This is a genomic window from Copranaerobaculum intestinale, assembly GCF_009831105.1.
GTDB classification, from domain to species: Bacteria; Bacillota_I; Bacilli_A; order Erysipelotrichales; family Erysipelotrichaceae; genus Copranaerobaculum; species Copranaerobaculum intestinale.
Genome location: NZ_WUUQ01000001.1, coordinates 354,396 through 370,390, shown reverse-complemented (window position 1 = coordinate 370,390; position 15,995 = coordinate 354,396). Strand labels below are relative to the sequence as shown.

Here is a 15,995-nt window from a genome sequence, read left to right as displayed (position 1 = left end):
AAGATAACCAAACAGTTATCTTTTTTATTGAGATTCATGATGTTCAATTACTTTCTTTAATTTTTTTTCAAATTCAGTGCGGGGAAATAATACAGAAGCACCGCAGCCCTGACACTTAATGCGAATATCGGCACCCATGCGGATAATTTTCCAGGTAGTTGACTTCCGGCAGGGATGCTGCTTCTTCATTTCCACAATATCATTCATATCATATTCTGGTACAGGCAATGCCATCTTATCCCTCCTTTTCCATATGCAGATCGTACGCTTCCAGCGTATTCTCTAGTAGCATGGCTATTGTCATCGGTCCCACACCCTTTGGCACAGGTGTGATATAACGGCATTTGGCAATGACTTCATCAAGATCCACATCGCCGCATAGTTTTCCGCATTCATCCCGGTTCACCCCAACATCTATGACAACAGCCCCGTTTTTCACCCAATCGGCTTTCACCATCCGCGGCTGACCCGCCGCTGCGATTAGAATATCTGCATTAGCAGCTTCCTTCGCCACATCCTCGGTTCGCGTATGACAAACGGTGACTGTCGCATGCTGATTCAGCAGCAGCTGAGAAACCGGCCTGCCGACAACATTGCTTCTTCCTAATATAACTGCCCGCAAGCCGCTCAGATCCTCATATCCGATGTGTTTTAAGATGGTCATGATTCCCTTTGGCGTACAAGGAATGAATGTTTTTTCCTGAATCATCATTTTACCAACATTAAAAGGATGAAAACCATCGACATCTTTATTCGGATCGATCGCAAACAAAATTTCATTTTCCTGAATATGCTTAGGAAGCGGCATCTGAATCAAAATACCGTCAACCGTATGATCATGATTTAATTGCTGTATTACCCTCAGCAGCTCCTGCTGTGTAATCGCATCATCCAACTGAATCAGATCATTTTCCATACCGATCGCCTGACATGCTTTTTCTTTGCCCCGAATGTAAGATTGAGAAGCCACTTTACTTCCGACAACTACAACGACCAGCTTAGGCAGGCGTTGACCCTTTTCCTTGATTGTATCTATGCGCGCTTTGATAGAGTCTTTAATATTCTGCGCAATTACATCTCCGTAAATAATTTTGTCCATCATATTCTCCTATGCAAGCTCATCGCTGTCCAATAAAATGGTGATCGGACCCTGATTGCAGAGCTCACAGCTCATCTCAGCAGCGAATTTTCCTGTCTCCACATGAATGCCGAAGTCTTTGAGCTCCTGATTGAATAGCTCATAAAGTGCAATGGCCTGCTCCGGTTTTGCTGCCTTATCAAAACCCGGGCGGCGTCCTTTGCGATAGTCTGCATACAGCGTAAACTGCGAAATAGACAGAATACTGCCGTTAATATCTTTTAAACTGAGATTCATTTTTCCGTTTTCATCATCATTGATACGAAGATCTATACATTTCTTCGCAACCTTATGCACTGTTTCAGGAGTATCACTATGCGTAATTCCCACCAAAAGCATATACCCATTCTCAATCTGACCGATCACATTACCTTCGACGGTAACGGAAGCGTGTGTTACCCGCTGTATAACTACCCGCATAAAATACCTCCTGATTTTCCTTATTATCATAATCATACCGTGTCCCCCTGTATTTCGCAACCATAAAAAGCTGACTATTTCCTATCTCATTAGATGCGCTGCAAAATCTGGATACCGCAGAAAAACATCGTATACGATAAACACATGGAGACAATGAATTCAAGCTTCAAGGCTGCTTCATCATTGGTCTATTCAATGATTTTGATAACCGTTATTTGGTTGACAAGAAGATGAAGGCCAATTAATTTTTGTATCTGCTGAGACTTATCACAACTGCATCGTGCCAGCTATCCGTTATGAATGTATCTGAAAATGTTTTAAAAAAGCACAGATCACACTGCGCTTTTCTTCTTATAATCTTTTCGTATTGTAATTGAATCCTGTGCTTCAATATGACCCAATAGAACGCTTGCATTCGGATCGTGTGCAGCCATGCGTTCGCGAATGCTCCGTGCGTTGTAATTTGCGTAACAATACAGACATTCATGAGCACAGGCATTATAGTCTCCGATATCGACTGTTGGCAGACAGCCGCAAAGCTGCTTGCGGACTCCTGCTATTTTACGGTATTGAAGATTTTTTCCGCATAGCTTTTGAACTGCTTCCAATTCTACACAGGGACGATCATAGATTCGATAACGCTTTAAATCTATTTTACCTTCCGCACATGTCTGTATTTGAAAACCATATAACGCCGCATCCTTTTGAAAAGAACTGCACAAGGCATAGATATCATCAGGGGTGATTGGTTTCATCCGTATCAGCGACTGGTTCGCTCGCGTATTTTTATACAGATCGACAAAGGAGATAATACAGGTATCGATATAGCCGCTTAATTCTTGAAGTAAATGATGAAAAGCTCGCTGATGATACGCGACTGTATAACGATCATTCAATATGATCGGATCATAACGAAGCATGACTCGATCCTTACCTAGCTTCACCGCCATGTCCTTTACCGCCTGCAGGATCGTCCGTTTATCCGGAACACGGCACTCCATGTCGGAATGGTAAGGCGTTACGGTTACATGAACAAAGTATGGAAGTTTTATTTCATCCAAATAAGGAAGCATCGGTATCGGGTTCTTTGTGCAAAAGAACAGGCAATCAACCATATCCTCATTCAGCAGAATCCGACTGATCTGGTGTTCATTAAATGGATTTCGAACATCAACAAACCCAGCGGTCAAACGTTTCATAAACCACTGCATATAGAAAGCAGGTATATCACAGCGTCCGCTGACAAATAAGATCATTGGACCTCCTTTGTTTCAAGCATTTCCTTGGCGATCTCAAATGTAACAAACGTTGATGAACGGGATAACTGTTCCTGTACATACCGTGCCAGATTAAAGTTTCCTACTTGATTTCTCAAGGATTGTTCATAATCATTCACCAGCTTCTGATTGCGTTTCACAAAGATATACTCCTTCAACGCTGCTTCCATTCGCGGCGGATGATAATATTCTTCAAATCCATGGCAAATCAGGGATACAGAATGAAGGTGATTTAACGGAACCATTCCGGTGATCGTTTCACTCCATACTGACGGATCTTCTCCCAAAATGTAATAGCCCCCCGGCAAATTGCGATGCAGTCGATTTTCAATCATCATATGATCCATGAAGGTACGTACTTGGTAAAGCGGTACATGCTTCTTTTCTCGCAGATCACGGCAGATACTTGTCAATCTGGCATCCATATGCGGTAATCGTAAATCCATGACAGATTTGGTACTGCCGTCATCGAAATGAAAGAGTATTTCACATGGCCCCAGTACATGATAACACAACTGATTCTTCTGGACATAAACAAGCGCCAAGGCTGTATTGGGATACTCCATATCGGTGATTTCTTCATCGGACATTGCTTCATACTGCTCAATCACTGCTTTTTGAGCATTGTGAAACAGCTCATCCGCATCGCTGAAATTACTCACATGCTCGCGCAGATAATCATTAATTTGTTTCACGAACCACTTTGCATCCGATTCATCATCGCTGATATGAAAAGGAAACAAACTGTTCGCACCATCAAGAATCCAGGCGATATTCGGTTTCACATGGATGACATCGATATTTTGATCCTTACGGCTGGCTGATGCATATTCAATATTTTTAAACATGAAGTACCTCTTTATGGAGATAATCATAACAGTTTTTTTAATGAACGACAAATACCGCCAGCAAAAAAGGAGCTTACGCTCCCTTAATTTGATCCCAAATATCCTTCATCCGCTCAGCCAATCCATAACAATGCTTGACGCTTAAGGAACAAACCGCAACACGGATACCATGATTTACTTTCACCGTATATATTTGTTCCTTCATCAAAGCTTCATGATACAGATCCCGTAAGCTATTATCAGGCACTGCTACGGTGATAAAGAATCCTTCTTTATATGGGTATACCGGTAAATTTACTTCCTCAGCTTCCTTTAGGAATACCTCACTGCGCTGTTTCAGCAGCGCCACATATTTCGCTTTCTCTGCCAAATATGCATCTTTATCAACGCTCGTCACGTAAGTAAAGTTGTCCATAGCGGCATTGGGAATATTGGACCAAAGCGCCCGTGCGGTTTTTTCAAAGACTATTTCCACACTGCGCACTGCTTCCTCACTTGCCGAAAGTGCCAGCGCCGCCCCACAGCGAAGACCGTAAGACGTTAACGTTTTACTGCAGCTGAATGCTATAACACACATGACATGTTCGCTCATACTCTCGAGTGTTTTCAGATAGTCACGAGAGTGCTGGCAATCATAAGCATAATCGATGTAGGCAATATCATTCAGCAGTACGACCGGCGCCTTTTCTCCGCATTCATTCAGAAACTGTATAATTGTTTCCCACTCCTGGATCGACAAGGAATATCCGGTTGGATTATGACAAGGATCATTGATAACTACCATCAATTTATTTTGTTCATCTAAAACTTTAAGGCAAGTTTTCTGAAAGGATTCCATATCAAAGTGATTATCTTTAAACAAAGAATAACGGGCAATTTTTAAATTATGCATTTCTGCCATCAATGCATAGGATCCCCATGCGATTTCCGGAATAATCGCCGTCTGTCCTTCATCTAAAAGCTCATTGAAGCAAAGACTTACGGCGCCGGTTCCGCCCGGTGTCGCGATAACTCGATGCTTCAAATTCAGCTTGTGATTTTGACATACCCAATTATAAACCTGTTCGCGAAAATCATCATTGCCGGTAAAGCTAGCCGCGTAAGCAGCCTTTGTTTCTTTGGTGATTTCATCATAGTGATGAAATACTGTTTCAAATGCAACAAGCTTTTCATCCTCATCATAGAGTGAACCGATGGTCGCATTGATTACCCTATCCTCACCAAGCTCTGCAATCGCTGCCTTAGCTTTTTTTACAACCGCAAATACCGTATCCTCGATCGGTGTTGTATTCACTTCATCTTTCACAAAACGCATACAATTATCCTTTCCGGGCATTAAATGCTCCTAATAATTTTACTTTTTCACATTGTTTTTCCAGTGCTCTTAACAGATCAGCGGTATGCGGATCCGCGATATTGCCATCCAGTTCAACATAGAAATAATACTGCCATGGCTGATCATGCAGCGGCCGTGATTTGATGCTTTCCATATTGAAGCCGTATTCTGCAATCAGCTGCATAACCTTGGCAAGCTGCCCGGCATCGTGGCGCAGGGTAAACAGAATATGAAAACGATTTCCAAAGCTTCGCATCTGTTTGCTGATTACGATAAAGCGCGTGGTATTTTGATCACTGGTATTAATATGTTCTTTCAGAATCTCCAGACCATAAAGCGCCGCAGTTTCTCCGGACGCGATCGCAGCCTTAGAAGGATCTTTTGTTTCCGATACATATTTTGCCGCTGTAGCAGTATTCGTATAGGGAATCACTTCCCAGTGATAGCAGTCCAGAAACTTACGGCTCTGTGAGATAGCCTGCGGATGAGAATACACTTGCTTAATATCAGCAAGATCAGTACCAGGAAGCACCAGCAGATTCTGCTGAATCTTTAAATCATAAACATCCTGGATATGCAAATCGTAATACAGCAGATGATCGAGAACCTCTCCCACTTCACCGGTATAGGAATTTTCAAACGGCACCACACCAAATTCGGCTTCTCCGCATTCGACTGCCTGAAACGCTTCCTCAAAGGTATATACCTGATGTAATGATGCTTCAGGAAACAGCTGCTTCGCCGCAATATGAGAAAAGGCTCCTTCTACTCCCGGATAGACAACACAGCGCTGTCCAATTTTATGCTTTTGAAAGTCACGTGATACTTGCATCATCATTTCCAGCACCTGCTGAAAATACGGTTTTAAACTTTCATCCTGCAAATACTCCAGATTCTTACGAATGACCGCCTGTTCTCTGGATACATCCAGAATCGGCAGTTGATGAGCAAGCTTATAGGCAGCGACATCGTTTACTGCCTGCATACGCCGTTCGAAGAGAGCTGCCATTTCTTTATCGATCGCATTGATTTCTACTCTTGCCTGTTCCAACTGATCCATCGTATCACTTCCTTTTAATAGTGCTATTATAGCATATTATCATTATATCTTTACATTTACTTTCATGAAAGAAATATGAAAAACTCTCATCAAGGATGAGAGTCAATCTATTTTGATTAAGTTGTATGTTCGGCTTCCCATCCCAAGCTTTTCACCATGCTCAAGACATACCCGCCAGTCCGTATCCGGATGGTTGTTAATGAAATGATCGTGTGTATGATGCGGCTGATGATCTAATACACTATCCGGAATCACCGGTGCCTGATTCGCCATATCCGCGCATGCCTGATCCAGGGCAATCGGATCAAAAGAAGCAAACATACCTACATCACCGATGATCGGGAGATCATTTTCATCGTGACAGTCGCAGTTCGGAGAAACATCGATGACCAAAGATACATGGAAGTTAGGACGGTCTTTTATGACCGCATAAGCATATTCCGCAATTTTCTTATTCAAAAGATCATTCGCAGATCCATTATCAGGACTGATGGCATCGACATTACAGGCACCGATGCAGCGTCCGCAGCCAACACAACGGTCATAATTGATCATTGCCTTATTTTCATCTGTATAAGCAATAGCGTCCTGCCCGCAGATTCTTGCACACTGATGACAGCCGACACAAGCTTTTTGATCGATCACCGGTTTGCCGTCATAATGCATTTCCATTTTCCCGGCGCGCGATCCGCATCCCATACCGATGTTTTTTAAAGTTCCGCCGAATCCGGTTTCTTCATGCCCTTTGAAATGAGTCAGTGTCAGGAAAATATCCGCGTCCATAATTGCCGTTCCGATCTTTGCTTCTTTTACATAATCGCCGTCAATCGCAACCAACGTTTCATCCGTACCCTTCAAGCCATCCGCAATGATGCAGTGACAGCCGGTCGCAAAGGGATTAAAGCCATTTTCATATGCCGCATCTAAATGATCCAAGGCATTTTTTCTACGACCGACATACAACGTATTACAGTCCGTCAAAAATGGTTTTCCCCCCAGCTCCTTTACCAGATCAACCATGACCTTAGCGTAATTGGGACGAAGATAAGCCAGATTTCCCGGCTCTCCGAAGTGAATTTTAATTGCCGCAAATTTATCCTGAAAATCAATATTCTTAATGCCTGCCGCCAGCATCAGCTTTTTCAGCTTCTGCAGCAGATTCATGTTGAAACCGGTATGTAAATCACAGTAGTAAACATTTGACTTATTCATAATCATACCTCCGTTACTGTCATTATAAAGCGACTGGTAAAACTTTACAATGGATTATCAAGCATTACAGAAGAAAATGTAAGCAACGCAAAGTATATGGTAAAGGGTTTGATTCATGATTGGTGTGTTTTGATCACCGCTATGATCATATATACTTTTGAAATGAACTTCTCATTTATCTATATAAACATTTTTAGCACCTTTTATTTAACAGATCATAAAAAACAGACAGCAAACTGTCTGTTAGATATGCGTTTCAATCATTTGATTGCAGGCAGATACACTCAGTATATCCGGTTCTATATGCCATGATCCTTTTTTTGAAAGGTGCTTGAATACTCCGTTTGTCTGTTCCTGATGCACTTGATCCAGCTGTTTTTGACTCTGTTGAAGCATGGAATACAGATAGCGTATGAAGGACTCTAACGGTGTATCTAATGCAAAGTACGCAAAAGCAGGCAAGGTGAGCACTCGCAGCTCCTGCGGCGACAATCGAGTAAGCAGCGTATTGAATAAGAAATGAATTTCTCTGGCATAAACGGCACGATGCGCTGTCGTCACAAAGCGCATCCCATCCTCCTCATATTCGAATAATCCGTGCGCCTTTATCACATTCTCCAAGGTATCTCCTTTGCGTTTCGACTTGATGAAGATTGGCTTCACCACAGGATAGAAAAGCGCTGATACAATATCATATTCATTATCAAGCAGATATACTTTCTTTTGATAAGCAGCAGATTGTATCCGCTTGCGATATTGCTTCTTCATTTCCGGCAGAATGCCTGGGGCATTAAAACCCACTACCATTTCCATGCGATCATTCATCGAATCATCTATCTTAAGTGATGTGTAGACTGCCAGCTTCCCTCCCTTAGAATGTCCACAGAGTGTTATATGATCAAGATTATGATGATGATTGACAAATTCTAAAGCCGCTTGTTCCTGAACTGTATTCTCATTAAATATAGTATCGAAATTATCTTCCCAATCCTGCCATCCTTTCGCTTCTGTTCCTGCATGATAGGATTCACTGCCGCGAAATACAAACAAATGTTCATCACGGAATTGAAATAAATAAACAGCCAGACCAGTCGTTTCATTCTCATTCTCATAATCCTCAATGACAACCTGTTGATAAATATTATCATTTAGGTGCGCTAAATGCTCGTCCTTTTTATGATCACTTTGATTCAGCAGCCATTTCGCAAATGCCTTGACACTGTTTCCGATCCACGTTGAATCAGGCAGATCAAAATAAGCAAGATAAGCAAGCTCACGCAGTTGAAATAGATTCATAGTATCCCCCCTTCTTCATAGGATATGTGAGATAAAAATCACAGGCACGGCAAAGGTAATCGCAGGAAAGGTAATGCAAAAAGCAATTATATTGTGTAAAATGATAGTTATGAAAAAGCAAAAGAAAAGAAAACGTACAAAGATGAAAATGAAACCGGCTGAATGGGCAGCCTGCGGTATCTTACTGATCGCCGCTATATTTCTGCTTGTTATTTTTAAAAGCAGGCCGATCCTCTATGAAGTCGCAGTTTTTAATGAGCAAAATCAGAAAGAAACGATTCAGTATTATCACCAGTATCAACAGGCACAAGCCGCAATGAGCTCAATCATCACAGCCGGAACTGAGAATGCGGCAATTTTGGCAAATGACGAAATCATTGATATCCGATATGGAATCGTTAATTTCAGAACCAAGGCATGTCGCGAAAACACATCCTTTATAACAGATCAAACTAATCAGATAAACTATACAAACGGATGTTATGGAGCAGATGCCCTATTCCTTGGACGATCAAATGATCTGAAAAAGGTAAAGTTTAAGCAGAGCGGCACCATCGGCTGGGTATCTGCAAATGATGTGGAAATTCTAAGTATCAGTGATCCGAAGATCGCATCTCTATCAATCTATCAGCAGCGCGGCGGCGGCATGTACCATCTGATAACAACCAATCTCACAAAAAGCCATACCGCTGCCGTCAACATTGGAGAACCTGAATTTTCCAATCCGAATCAAGATTTATACAGCTATGACGGGCATTATTTCTATTCAGCTTTTTCCGACATGGCAGATGATGAACGCAATCAGTCACACGCTCATGCTCTGAATATCAATAAACCTTACTATAATTACTATCAGTTTTTGTCTCATCGCGCACGCAGCAGCTATTTTGCAGCGGATATCAACTGGTATATATCCAACTATCTGGGATATACAGGCAAACCCGTAGGAAATACTGCCGCAAGCAATGAATCGCTGCTTAGCCAAGAGGGCGCAGCATTTATCCGCTATCAAAATCAATACGGTGCAAATGCTTTGATGATGCTTTCCTTAGCCATGAATGAAAGCAGTTATGGCCGCAGTGAACTGGCACTGAAAACCAATAATTTATTTTCTCATGCTGCTTTTGATATAGATCCTGATGGCAATGCAGCGCGTTATAAAAATGCTGCCGCCAGTATTCACGCTCACGCAAAAGTTTATCTTTCCAATGGTTATTTGGATCCCTGTGATCAATCAATACAGACAGACGATCCGAAAGCTTGCCGTAATGCGAATGGGAATCGCTACTATGGCGGATTCTTTGGAGATAAAAGCGGCGGCATGAATGTACGTTACGCATCAGATCCCTATTGGGGCGAAAAAGCTGCTGCTCATTATCGCAATTTTGATGAAACTATGGGTAAAAAGGATCAAAGCATCGCTGTCATCGGTATTATAGACGGACGAAAATCATGGGGTGTTTATCAAAAGGCCGACCCTTCATCCAAATTGCTCTATTACTCACCCAATACTGAAAATTATGCGGTTACCCTATTAGAAAAGGTAAAAGGTTCCTATTATGAAAACAGTGATGAATGGTATCGCATTCAAAGTGATGCAGTTTTGAATGATGATCACACTGCGGTCAAGCATGATAACGGTGTATATGATCAACGGCATAATATAGCGTATATACCAGCGAGTGCAGTTAAGGAGGTAATCGGAAAATGAAGCAGATAAAAGGCGTTATTTTTGATTTTAACGGTACATTATTCTGGGACAGCTTAAAACATCAGGAAGCCTGGTCAATCATGGCAAAACGATTACGGGGAACCCCCTTGGATGACACAGAAATGGCAGAGCATGTACATGGGCAGATCAATACGCAAATTATCAGCTACTTGCTCGATCATTCGATCAGCGATGAAGAAGCTAAGAATTATTCAAGAATGAAAGAGGAAATCTATCGTATGCTGTGCAGTAAGGATCCATCCTTTTTGCATCTTGCGCCAGGGGCAGAAAAGCTTTTTGATTGGCTGCAGAAGCATGATATTCCGCAGAGCATCGCCACTGCATCCATCCGTGAAAACGTTGAGTTCTTCAAGTCAGTCTTTCAGCTGAATACCTGGTTTGACGATGAGCATATCACATATGATGACGGTGTCAATAAGGATAAAACTGATATGTTTTTAAAAGCAGCACAGATCATGCAGCTGCCGATTGAAAACTGTCTGATCATTGAAGATTCAATATCCGGTATTCAGTTTGCCAATCAGATAAACGCCGGTATGATTATCGCTCTTGCCCCAGCTGATAAAGCGAGTATCTATCAAGCTTTACCCGGTGTTATTCAGGTAATTCAAAACTTTACAGACTTTGATACATCTATTTTTCGGAGGTGAAAATATGCAAATAAATAAAAACATTCTGCTTTACACACCCATCCTGGAGATTATGCGTCACAATGATTACCAAGTATTATGGGAAAGCGAAGCCTCTTTGGTGCTGTATGATCGCTGCTCCGGCATATACATTGGAGCCTGTGAAAAGGATGAGGAAGCAGATCATGTAGTACAGGTTATTCCAAATACGGCAGAGGAAGTTTTTCTGTTTCAAAAACGATTGTTTGAAGTGAAATTAAAATCGCATATACTACCGGATATGCTGAGCTATAACAGCGTGAATTTAAAAGCAGAGCCGCTGCCGGTAAAGCTGCCAAAAGATTTTAAACTGGAATGGATGAAGGAAGAGCATATTCCTTTTGTGGTGGAGCATTACTCGGTAAAAGAGCTCTGTACATTTGAGCATATGCGGGATCGGATGAATGCTGGCATCCTCGGTGTTTTCTACTGCGATGAACCAGTCGGCTTCATTGGAACACATCGCGAAGGAGCAATGGGCATGCTGGAAGTATTGCCGCAGTATCAACGCAAAGGCCTCGCTTTGGCTTTACAAAATGCTATGTCCAATGAGCTGAAAAAGCAGGGTGCTTATGTGTACGGCCAAATTATTCAAAATAATACTGCATCTTTTGCCCTTCAAAAGAAAAGCGGATTTACAATCTGTAATGAACCGACTTACTGGTATTTCGGCAATTAAAAAATCCTAACTAAAATGCCAAAAGTTCTTGAGATCATTCGGCAGAATGAACCCTGAAATAATCATTGTTAATTGTTATAGGTCATGTAACTGATATCTTATAAAAAATCCCACCTTTTTTGATCTCCTGAAATTCATTTCAGCAAGCTTCTTTGGTGGGATCATATCATTGTTTTGCGCTTGTTAAGCTCATGGAACAAAATTTGCAATAAAATAGCCTGATCATTTCATGATAAAAATTTTACAAGCCTCGTCTTTCAAAGACTTATGAAATTAAAATAATCTTTATTGTATACCATGATTGCTTTTCAGTTGACAAGCAAAATAAGCATAGCACAAAATGACCGTAGCGATACTTAAACAGAAAATGGTAAGAAAAATCGGCAGCACAAGTATTGATTCCTCCAAAATGTTTTTAAAAACATACTGTAAGATCATGTTGATAATGAAATAACCGATAAATAGCAGAAAAATTAAGAGTCCTTTAGAAGCATAGACAAAACGATATTGTATTTGATTCATGAAAAAAAACAAAAGCGGTATGCCAAGCAGCGGTAAGAGGTTGTATGCACTGCAATACAAGGATCCCTGTTTTATATAAAGAGGCTCCATCATGGAAAAATCCGGATAAGCTTCCGATATTTCTATTGCGATGCAGATAAAAAGAAATCCTAGCAAGCTGAGAAAAACCAGCACGACCGCATATTCCAGTAATTTTTCCATCACGGTTTTGCGCTTGCAGTTTTCTATCAACGAATTACAGAAGGCTTTACTATTATGATTGAATACTTCTTCGATAGGGCTGTTTCGCTTTTGATTTTCAAGACAAATACCAGCAAGCTCCAGTAAAACCTCTTGCTTTGCATAATAATTTAGAGAAAAGCTTCCCAGATAAATATTCATATCTCGATATGTTTTTTTATATACTCCTCGCAGCTGTTTCACTTCCTGCTTCAGCATCTTATCCGTTTCTGTTTTTCTGAACATGTTGATCATCCTCTCTGTCATCTTCCTCAAAAAGCGTATGCACACTGTAATACACTTGTTTCCAGTTTTCATAGAACTCTGACAAATAGGCTTTTCCGAGTTCGCTGATTGTATAATATTTACGTTTGGGACCGAAGGGTGATTCCTTGAGTGTGGATTGAATGTAAGCCTGCCTCTCCAGCCTTAACAAAATTGGATAAATACTTCCTTCTCGTATATCCTGAAAGCCAATCTGCTGGAGCTGTTCTGTTATTTCATAGCCATAAGTCATTCTTTTTTCAATGATTTTCAGAATACATCCTTCCAGACTCCCACGCATTAGCTGCGTTTTATCAAACATGACCAACCACCTACCTTGTCTCGCAAGATACCTAACTTTATTATATCGGATAACAGCAATCTGTCAAGCGAACTATTGAGAATATGAACATGATAAAAAACCGCCCAAAAAATTGGACAGTTTTCATACGCATTACAGTAGCTTTCTAAAAATTTTATCTTAGTAGTTTTGAGCTTCCATTGAGAAATGAGCTTTTGAATAACCGCATACCGGGCAAGCACCTGGGGCAACAGGTCCTTCATGACGGTAACCGCAGATGTCGCAAACCCAAACAACAGACTCTTCTTTTTCAAATACTTTACCTTCTACTACATTTTTCAGCAGTGCCAAGTATCTTTCTTCATGATGTTTTTCAATCTTTGCTACCTGCTCCATCTGGAAAGCAATTTTATTGAAGCCTTCTTCTTTTGCAGTTTCAGCGAATCCTTTATACATATCGGTCCACTCATAGTTTTCACCGGCAGCAGCATCCTTCAGGTTAACATCAGTCGTATCAACTTTATCACCGTGAAGTGCTTTGAACCATAATTTTGCGTGTTCCTGTTCATTGCGGGCAGTTTCTTCAAAAATACGGGCAATCTGATCCATGCCTTCTTCACGAGCTTTTTCCGCATAGTACGTGTACTTGTTGCGTGCCTGTGATTCACCAGCAAATGCAGCCATTAAGTTCTGTTCAGTCTTTGATCCTTTTAAATCCATGTTAATTTTCCTCCTGTCATTTTATATCCTTCTGTGTCTTAACACAGATAAGGTCTGATTAATTTGCCGATTTTTTCCGGCAGTTCTCACACACACCCTCAAAAATCAGCGAGTGTGACTGCAAATCATGATTGCATAAATGTGAGAATTCTTCATTCATTGCATCCCGGTATGGTATGTCCAGATCCAGCAGCTCATTGCACTTAACACAATGAAGATGATAATGCGGTTTACATGTCTTATCATACACATAACCATATATAGGATGGGCAATTTTCTTAATTTCATTCATTTGCGCGAGAATATTCAAATTACGATACACGGTCGCCAGAGAGATTGTTTTTTCATCTTTATTCAGTGCCGCAAAAATTTCCTCCGCGCTGGCATGACCTTCCATAGTCTTCATGTACTGTAATACGATATCACGCTGCTTTGACTGTTTTCTAATCATAACAACGCCTCCATATTAAGAACAATTCTTATTATAATTCTTAATTTAAAAAAGTCAAGTACTTCATAGAATTTTCAATAGATTTTGATAAGAAACTTACAAGGTATTCTTTCAGCTTTTGATATTACGTGCAGTTCAATCATCGTTCACGCTTTGTTTGCATTCCTATCACCTTTCCTGACCTGAAAAACACTGCTGAGCGTCAAACATTTTATAAACATAAAAAAAGTATCCTGATGATACCTTTTTTCATACATGAATTTATAACAACTCAACAGCCTGCTTCTTTTCCAATAAAACAACCGCTTGTGCAAGTACTCCCTCTTCGCGCCCAACATAACCAAGCTTCTCACCTCTTGTTGCTTTGACATTGATTTGTGATTGATCACAGCCCAATGCTTCAGCGAGATTGGCTTTCATTTTTTCAATATGAGGAGCCATTTTGGGTCTTTCAATCATAATCAATGCATCAATATTTCCAAGTTCATAATTTCTGCTTCTCATGAGTTCAGCAGCTGCGCTTACCAGCTTCAGTGAACATATTCCGCGATAGCGTTCATCTGTATCCGGGAAGTGCCGGCCCAAATCACCTTCACCCAATGCACCAATAATACTTTCTGCGATCGCATGACAGAGCGCATCACCGTCAGAATGCCCTGCTAGACCTTTCTCATGGGGTATTTCTACACCTCCAATAACCAATTTGCGGCCTTCACATAATGGATGGATATCACTTGATTGTCCGATTCGAAACATATCATTCACTTCCTTGTTATCTTTATTATACCGTACTTATTCATTTCCGCCAGAAAAATAAACAACAGACATTTTCTATGATTCATACATCCTTATAAGATTATGTTATAATACATATAAAAATAGGGGTTCTTAAGGAGGATATCATATGAAAAGATTAGGGACATTTATGCTTTGTACCGCATTGTTGTTTTCAGCAGCTGCTTGCGGTAAGAAAAATCCAGTCGATGATAAAGCGCTGGATAAACTGGAGGAAGTTCAGAAACAAACAATGAAATATCAGTCAGCGAGCTATGAGCTGCGTGTAAAAACTGCTGTGGATAAGGAAACCGCATCAATCAAAGCTGCCGGCAAATTTGTATTATCTGATAAACCACAGTTCTCTTTCATTTTGGACATGACTGCTAACGGTCAGTCATATAAGGATTTTGCGGACATTTATATGTACGACAATACCCTGTACTTGAATATGATGGGAAGTAAAATGAAAATGCCTTTTTCTTCTGCTGAAAATACCATAGAGGAGTTTACCGACGAAGGAAAAGGAATGGATCGTAAGACATTTAAAAAATTGTTGAAAAAGGCATCTTTTGACAATGATAAGATTGTTTTGGTAATCGACGGTAAAAAATTAACCAAATATGTGAAGGAAGCAAGTAAAGATACAGAAACCTTTACGAGCCAATACAAAAATACCGAATATGAGGATATCAAGTTGGAAATCGCGTATGATAAAAAAGCATATTTGACAGGCTTAACATCTAATTTCACAATGCTTTCTAACGATCAGACCTCTAAAGCGTCATTCACTCTGAAACTGTCTGAGCGTGATCGAATCAGTGATATTGACTTTCCTGATAATCTCAATGAGTATCAGATTCCGGGTACCGCCGGTCAAGAAATTCCAAGCTTGATTCCGGGACAAGGATTGTAAGAATTTGTTGCAATTTTTTTCCTTCTTTGATATGATATCTTCACTCGATAAGGGAGTAGTTAGCTCATCACCGCATGAGTCGTTAAGTCAACAGAATGATCGAAAGATCTGGCTTAGTGTTTAATAACGAGACTTATTCATGGTAAACATGATAGGTCTCGT

General features: G+C 40.7%; 18 protein-coding genes. 4 read left to right on the top strand and 14 right to left on the bottom strand.

Features of this window, described 5'->3' with window-relative positions; all coding sequences use genetic code 11:
- Positions 1-24 precede the first annotated feature (24 nt).
- The 9 genes from GSF08_RS01850 to GSF08_RS01810 all read right to left on the bottom strand — a co-directional run bounded on the left by GSF08_RS01850 (position 25) and on the right by GSF08_RS01810 (position 8,587).
- Entirely contained in the window at positions 25-234 is a 210-nt protein-coding gene (locus GSF08_RS01850; protein ID WP_249805806.1) for a DUF951 domain-containing protein, read from the bottom strand.
- A gap of 1 nt (position 235) precedes the next feature.
- Complete coding sequence (locus GSF08_RS01845; RefSeq protein ID WP_160624171.1) at positions 236-1,099, bottom strand: bifunctional 5,10-methylenetetrahydrofolate dehydrogenase/5,10-methenyltetrahydrofolate cyclohydrolase; 864 nt, start codon at positions 1,097-1,099, stop codon at positions 236-238.
- 9 nt (positions 1,100-1,108) lie between these two features.
- Positions 1,109-1,558 (bottom strand): D-aminoacyl-tRNA deacylase, encoded by a 450-nt coding sequence (dtd, locus tag GSF08_RS01840; RefSeq protein ID WP_160624170.1) that lies wholly within the window; start codon positions 1,556-1,558, stop codon positions 1,109-1,111.
- A 332-nt stretch (positions 1,559-1,890) separates the two neighbouring features.
- Positions 1,891-2,814, bottom strand: a complete 924-nt coding sequence (locus GSF08_RS01835; RefSeq protein ID WP_160624169.1) for a DUF1848 domain-containing protein — start codon at positions 2,812-2,814, stop codon at positions 1,891-1,893.
- Positions 2,811-3,683, bottom strand: coding sequence for a hypothetical protein (locus GSF08_RS01830; RefSeq protein WP_160624168.1), 873 nt, complete (start codon positions 3,681-3,683; stop codon positions 2,811-2,813). The genes GSF08_RS01835 and GSF08_RS01830 overlap by 4 nt, the downstream gene beginning before the upstream one ends.
- Before the next feature lie 73 nt (positions 3,684-3,756).
- A complete protein-coding gene (locus GSF08_RS01825; RefSeq protein WP_160624167.1) occupies positions 3,757-4,998 on the bottom strand; it encodes a pyridoxal phosphate-dependent aminotransferase in 1,242 nt (413 codons plus the stop codon).
- Between the two features lie 4 nt (positions 4,999-5,002).
- Positions 5,003-6,079 (bottom strand): bifunctional chorismate mutase/prephenate dehydratase, encoded by a 1,077-nt coding sequence (locus GSF08_RS01820; RefSeq protein ID WP_160624166.1) that lies wholly within the window; start codon positions 6,077-6,079, stop codon positions 5,003-5,005.
- A 102-nt stretch (positions 6,080-6,181) separates the two neighbouring features.
- The gene (locus GSF08_RS01815) at positions 6,182-7,291 is read right to left on the bottom strand and encodes a DUF362 domain-containing protein (RefSeq protein WP_160624165.1); all 1,110 of its coding nucleotides are present in this window, start codon (positions 7,289-7,291) and stop codon (positions 6,182-6,184) included.
- Positions 7,292-7,534: 243 nt separating this feature from the next.
- Positions 7,535-8,587, bottom strand: coding sequence for an Mbeg1-like protein (locus GSF08_RS01810; RefSeq protein ID WP_160624164.1), 1,053 nt, complete (start codon positions 8,585-8,587; stop codon positions 7,535-7,537).
- 109 nt (positions 8,588-8,696) lie between these two features.
- On the opposite strand from GSF08_RS01810, the gene GSF08_RS01805 reads away from it, so the two are divergent.
- Genes GSF08_RS01805 through GSF08_RS01795 form a run of 3 tightly spaced genes read left to right on the top strand, consistent with a single transcriptional unit; the run spans position 8,697 to position 11,666 of the window.
- Entirely contained in the window at positions 8,697-10,298 is a 1,602-nt protein-coding gene (locus tag GSF08_RS01805; RefSeq protein ID WP_160624163.1) for a glucosaminidase domain-containing protein, read from the top strand.
- On the top strand, positions 10,295-10,969 hold the full coding sequence (locus GSF08_RS01800; protein ID WP_160624162.1) for an HAD family hydrolase: 675 nt from the start codon (positions 10,295-10,297) through the stop codon (positions 10,967-10,969). The genes GSF08_RS01805 and GSF08_RS01800 overlap by 4 nt, the downstream gene beginning before the upstream one ends.
- A 4-nt stretch (positions 10,970-10,973) precedes the next feature.
- A complete protein-coding gene (locus GSF08_RS01795) occupies positions 10,974-11,666 on the top strand; it encodes a GNAT family N-acetyltransferase (protein WP_160624161.1) in 693 nt (230 codons plus the stop codon).
- Positions 11,667-11,951: 285 nt separating this feature from the next.
- Here GSF08_RS01795 and GSF08_RS01790 read toward each other — a convergent pair whose 3' ends face one another.
- From GSF08_RS01790 to ispF, 5 genes are all read right to left on the bottom strand, one after another.
- Positions 11,952-12,653 carry a hypothetical protein gene (locus GSF08_RS01790; protein ID WP_160624160.1) on the bottom strand — a complete coding sequence of 234 codons (702 nt, stop codon included), beginning with the start codon at positions 12,651-12,653 and terminating at the stop codon, positions 11,952-11,954.
- Positions 12,628-12,993, bottom strand: a complete 366-nt coding sequence (locus tag GSF08_RS01785; protein WP_160624159.1) for a PadR family transcriptional regulator — start codon at positions 12,991-12,993, stop codon at positions 12,628-12,630. Before GSF08_RS01785 ends, GSF08_RS01790 begins: the two co-directional genes overlap by 26 nt.
- Positions 12,994-13,152: 159 nt before the next feature.
- Entirely contained in the window at positions 13,153-13,692 is a 540-nt protein-coding gene (gene rbr, locus GSF08_RS01780; protein WP_160624158.1) for a rubrerythrin, read from the bottom strand.
- A gap of 58 nt (positions 13,693-13,750) precedes the next feature.
- Positions 13,751-14,143 carry a Fur family transcriptional regulator gene (locus GSF08_RS01775; protein WP_160624157.1) on the bottom strand — a complete coding sequence of 131 codons (393 nt, stop codon included), beginning with the start codon at positions 14,141-14,143 and terminating at the stop codon, positions 13,751-13,753.
- 261 nt (positions 14,144-14,404) lie between these two features.
- Positions 14,405-14,899, bottom strand: a complete 495-nt coding sequence (gene ispF / locus GSF08_RS01770; protein ID WP_160624156.1) for a 2-C-methyl-D-erythritol 2,4-cyclodiphosphate synthase — start codon at positions 14,897-14,899, stop codon at positions 14,405-14,407.
- Between the two features lie 148 nt (positions 14,900-15,047).
- Here ispF and GSF08_RS01765 point away from each other — a divergent pair, with 148 nt between their 5' ends.
- Entirely contained in the window at positions 15,048-15,833 is a 786-nt protein-coding gene (locus tag GSF08_RS01765) for a hypothetical protein (RefSeq protein WP_160624155.1), read from the top strand.
- The last annotated feature ends 162 nt before the right edge of the window (positions 15,834-15,995 follow it).

Bases quoted from the DNA above. Each gene is read 5' to 3' on its own strand.
- GSF08_RS01850 (WP_249805806.1), bottom strand. From the start codon at position 234: ATGGCATTGCCTGTACCAGAATATGATATGAATGATATTGTGGAAATG.
- GSF08_RS01845 (WP_160624171.1), bottom strand. From the start codon at position 1,099: ATGGACAAAATTATTTACGGAGATGTAATTGCGCAGAATATTAAAGAC.
- dtd (WP_160624170.1), bottom strand. From the start codon at position 1,558: ATGCGGGTAGTTATACAGCGGGTAACACACGCTTCCGTTACCGTCGAA.
- GSF08_RS01835 (WP_160624169.1), bottom strand. From the start codon at position 2,814: ATGATCTTATTTGTCAGCGGACGCTGTGATATACCTGCTTTCTATATG.
- GSF08_RS01830 (WP_160624168.1), bottom strand. From the start codon at position 3,683: ATGTTTAAAAATATTGAATATGCATCAGCCAGCCGTAAGGATCAAAAT.
- GSF08_RS01825 (WP_160624167.1), bottom strand. From the start codon at position 4,998: ATGCGTTTTGTGAAAGATGAAGTGAATACAACACCGATCGAGGATACG.
- GSF08_RS01820 (WP_160624166.1), bottom strand. From the start codon at position 6,079: ATGGATCAGTTGGAACAGGCAAGAGTAGAAATCAATGCGATCGATAAA.
- GSF08_RS01815 (WP_160624165.1), bottom strand. From the start codon at position 7,291: ATGAATAAGTCAAATGTTTACTACTGTGATTTACATACCGGTTTCAAC.
- GSF08_RS01810 (WP_160624164.1), bottom strand. From the start codon at position 8,587: ATGAATCTATTTCAACTGCGTGAGCTTGCTTATCTTGCTTATTTTGAT.
- GSF08_RS01805 (WP_160624163.1), top strand. From the start codon at position 8,697: ATGAAAAAGCAAAAGAAAAGAAAACGTACAAAGATGAAAATGAAACCG.
- GSF08_RS01800 (WP_160624162.1), top strand. From the start codon at position 10,295: ATGAAGCAGATAAAAGGCGTTATTTTTGATTTTAACGGTACATTATTC.
- GSF08_RS01795 (WP_160624161.1), top strand. From the start codon at position 10,974: ATGCAAATAAATAAAAACATTCTGCTTTACACACCCATCCTGGAGATT.
- GSF08_RS01790 (WP_160624160.1), bottom strand. From the start codon at position 12,653: ATGTTCAGAAAAACAGAAACGGATAAGATGCTGAAGCAGGAAGTGAAA.
- GSF08_RS01785 (WP_160624159.1), bottom strand. From the start codon at position 12,993: ATGTTTGATAAAACGCAGCTAATGCGTGGGAGTCTGGAAGGATGTATT.
- rbr (WP_160624158.1), bottom strand. From the start codon at position 13,692: ATGGATTTAAAAGGATCAAAGACTGAACAGAACTTAATGGCTGCATTT.
- GSF08_RS01775 (WP_160624157.1), bottom strand. From the start codon at position 14,143: ATGATTAGAAAACAGTCAAAGCAGCGTGATATCGTATTACAGTACATG.
- ispF (WP_160624156.1), bottom strand. From the start codon at position 14,899: ATGTTTCGAATCGGACAATCAAGTGATATCCATCCATTATGTGAAGGC.
- GSF08_RS01765 (WP_160624155.1), top strand. From the start codon at position 15,048: ATGAAAAGATTAGGGACATTTATGCTTTGTACCGCATTGTTGTTTTCA.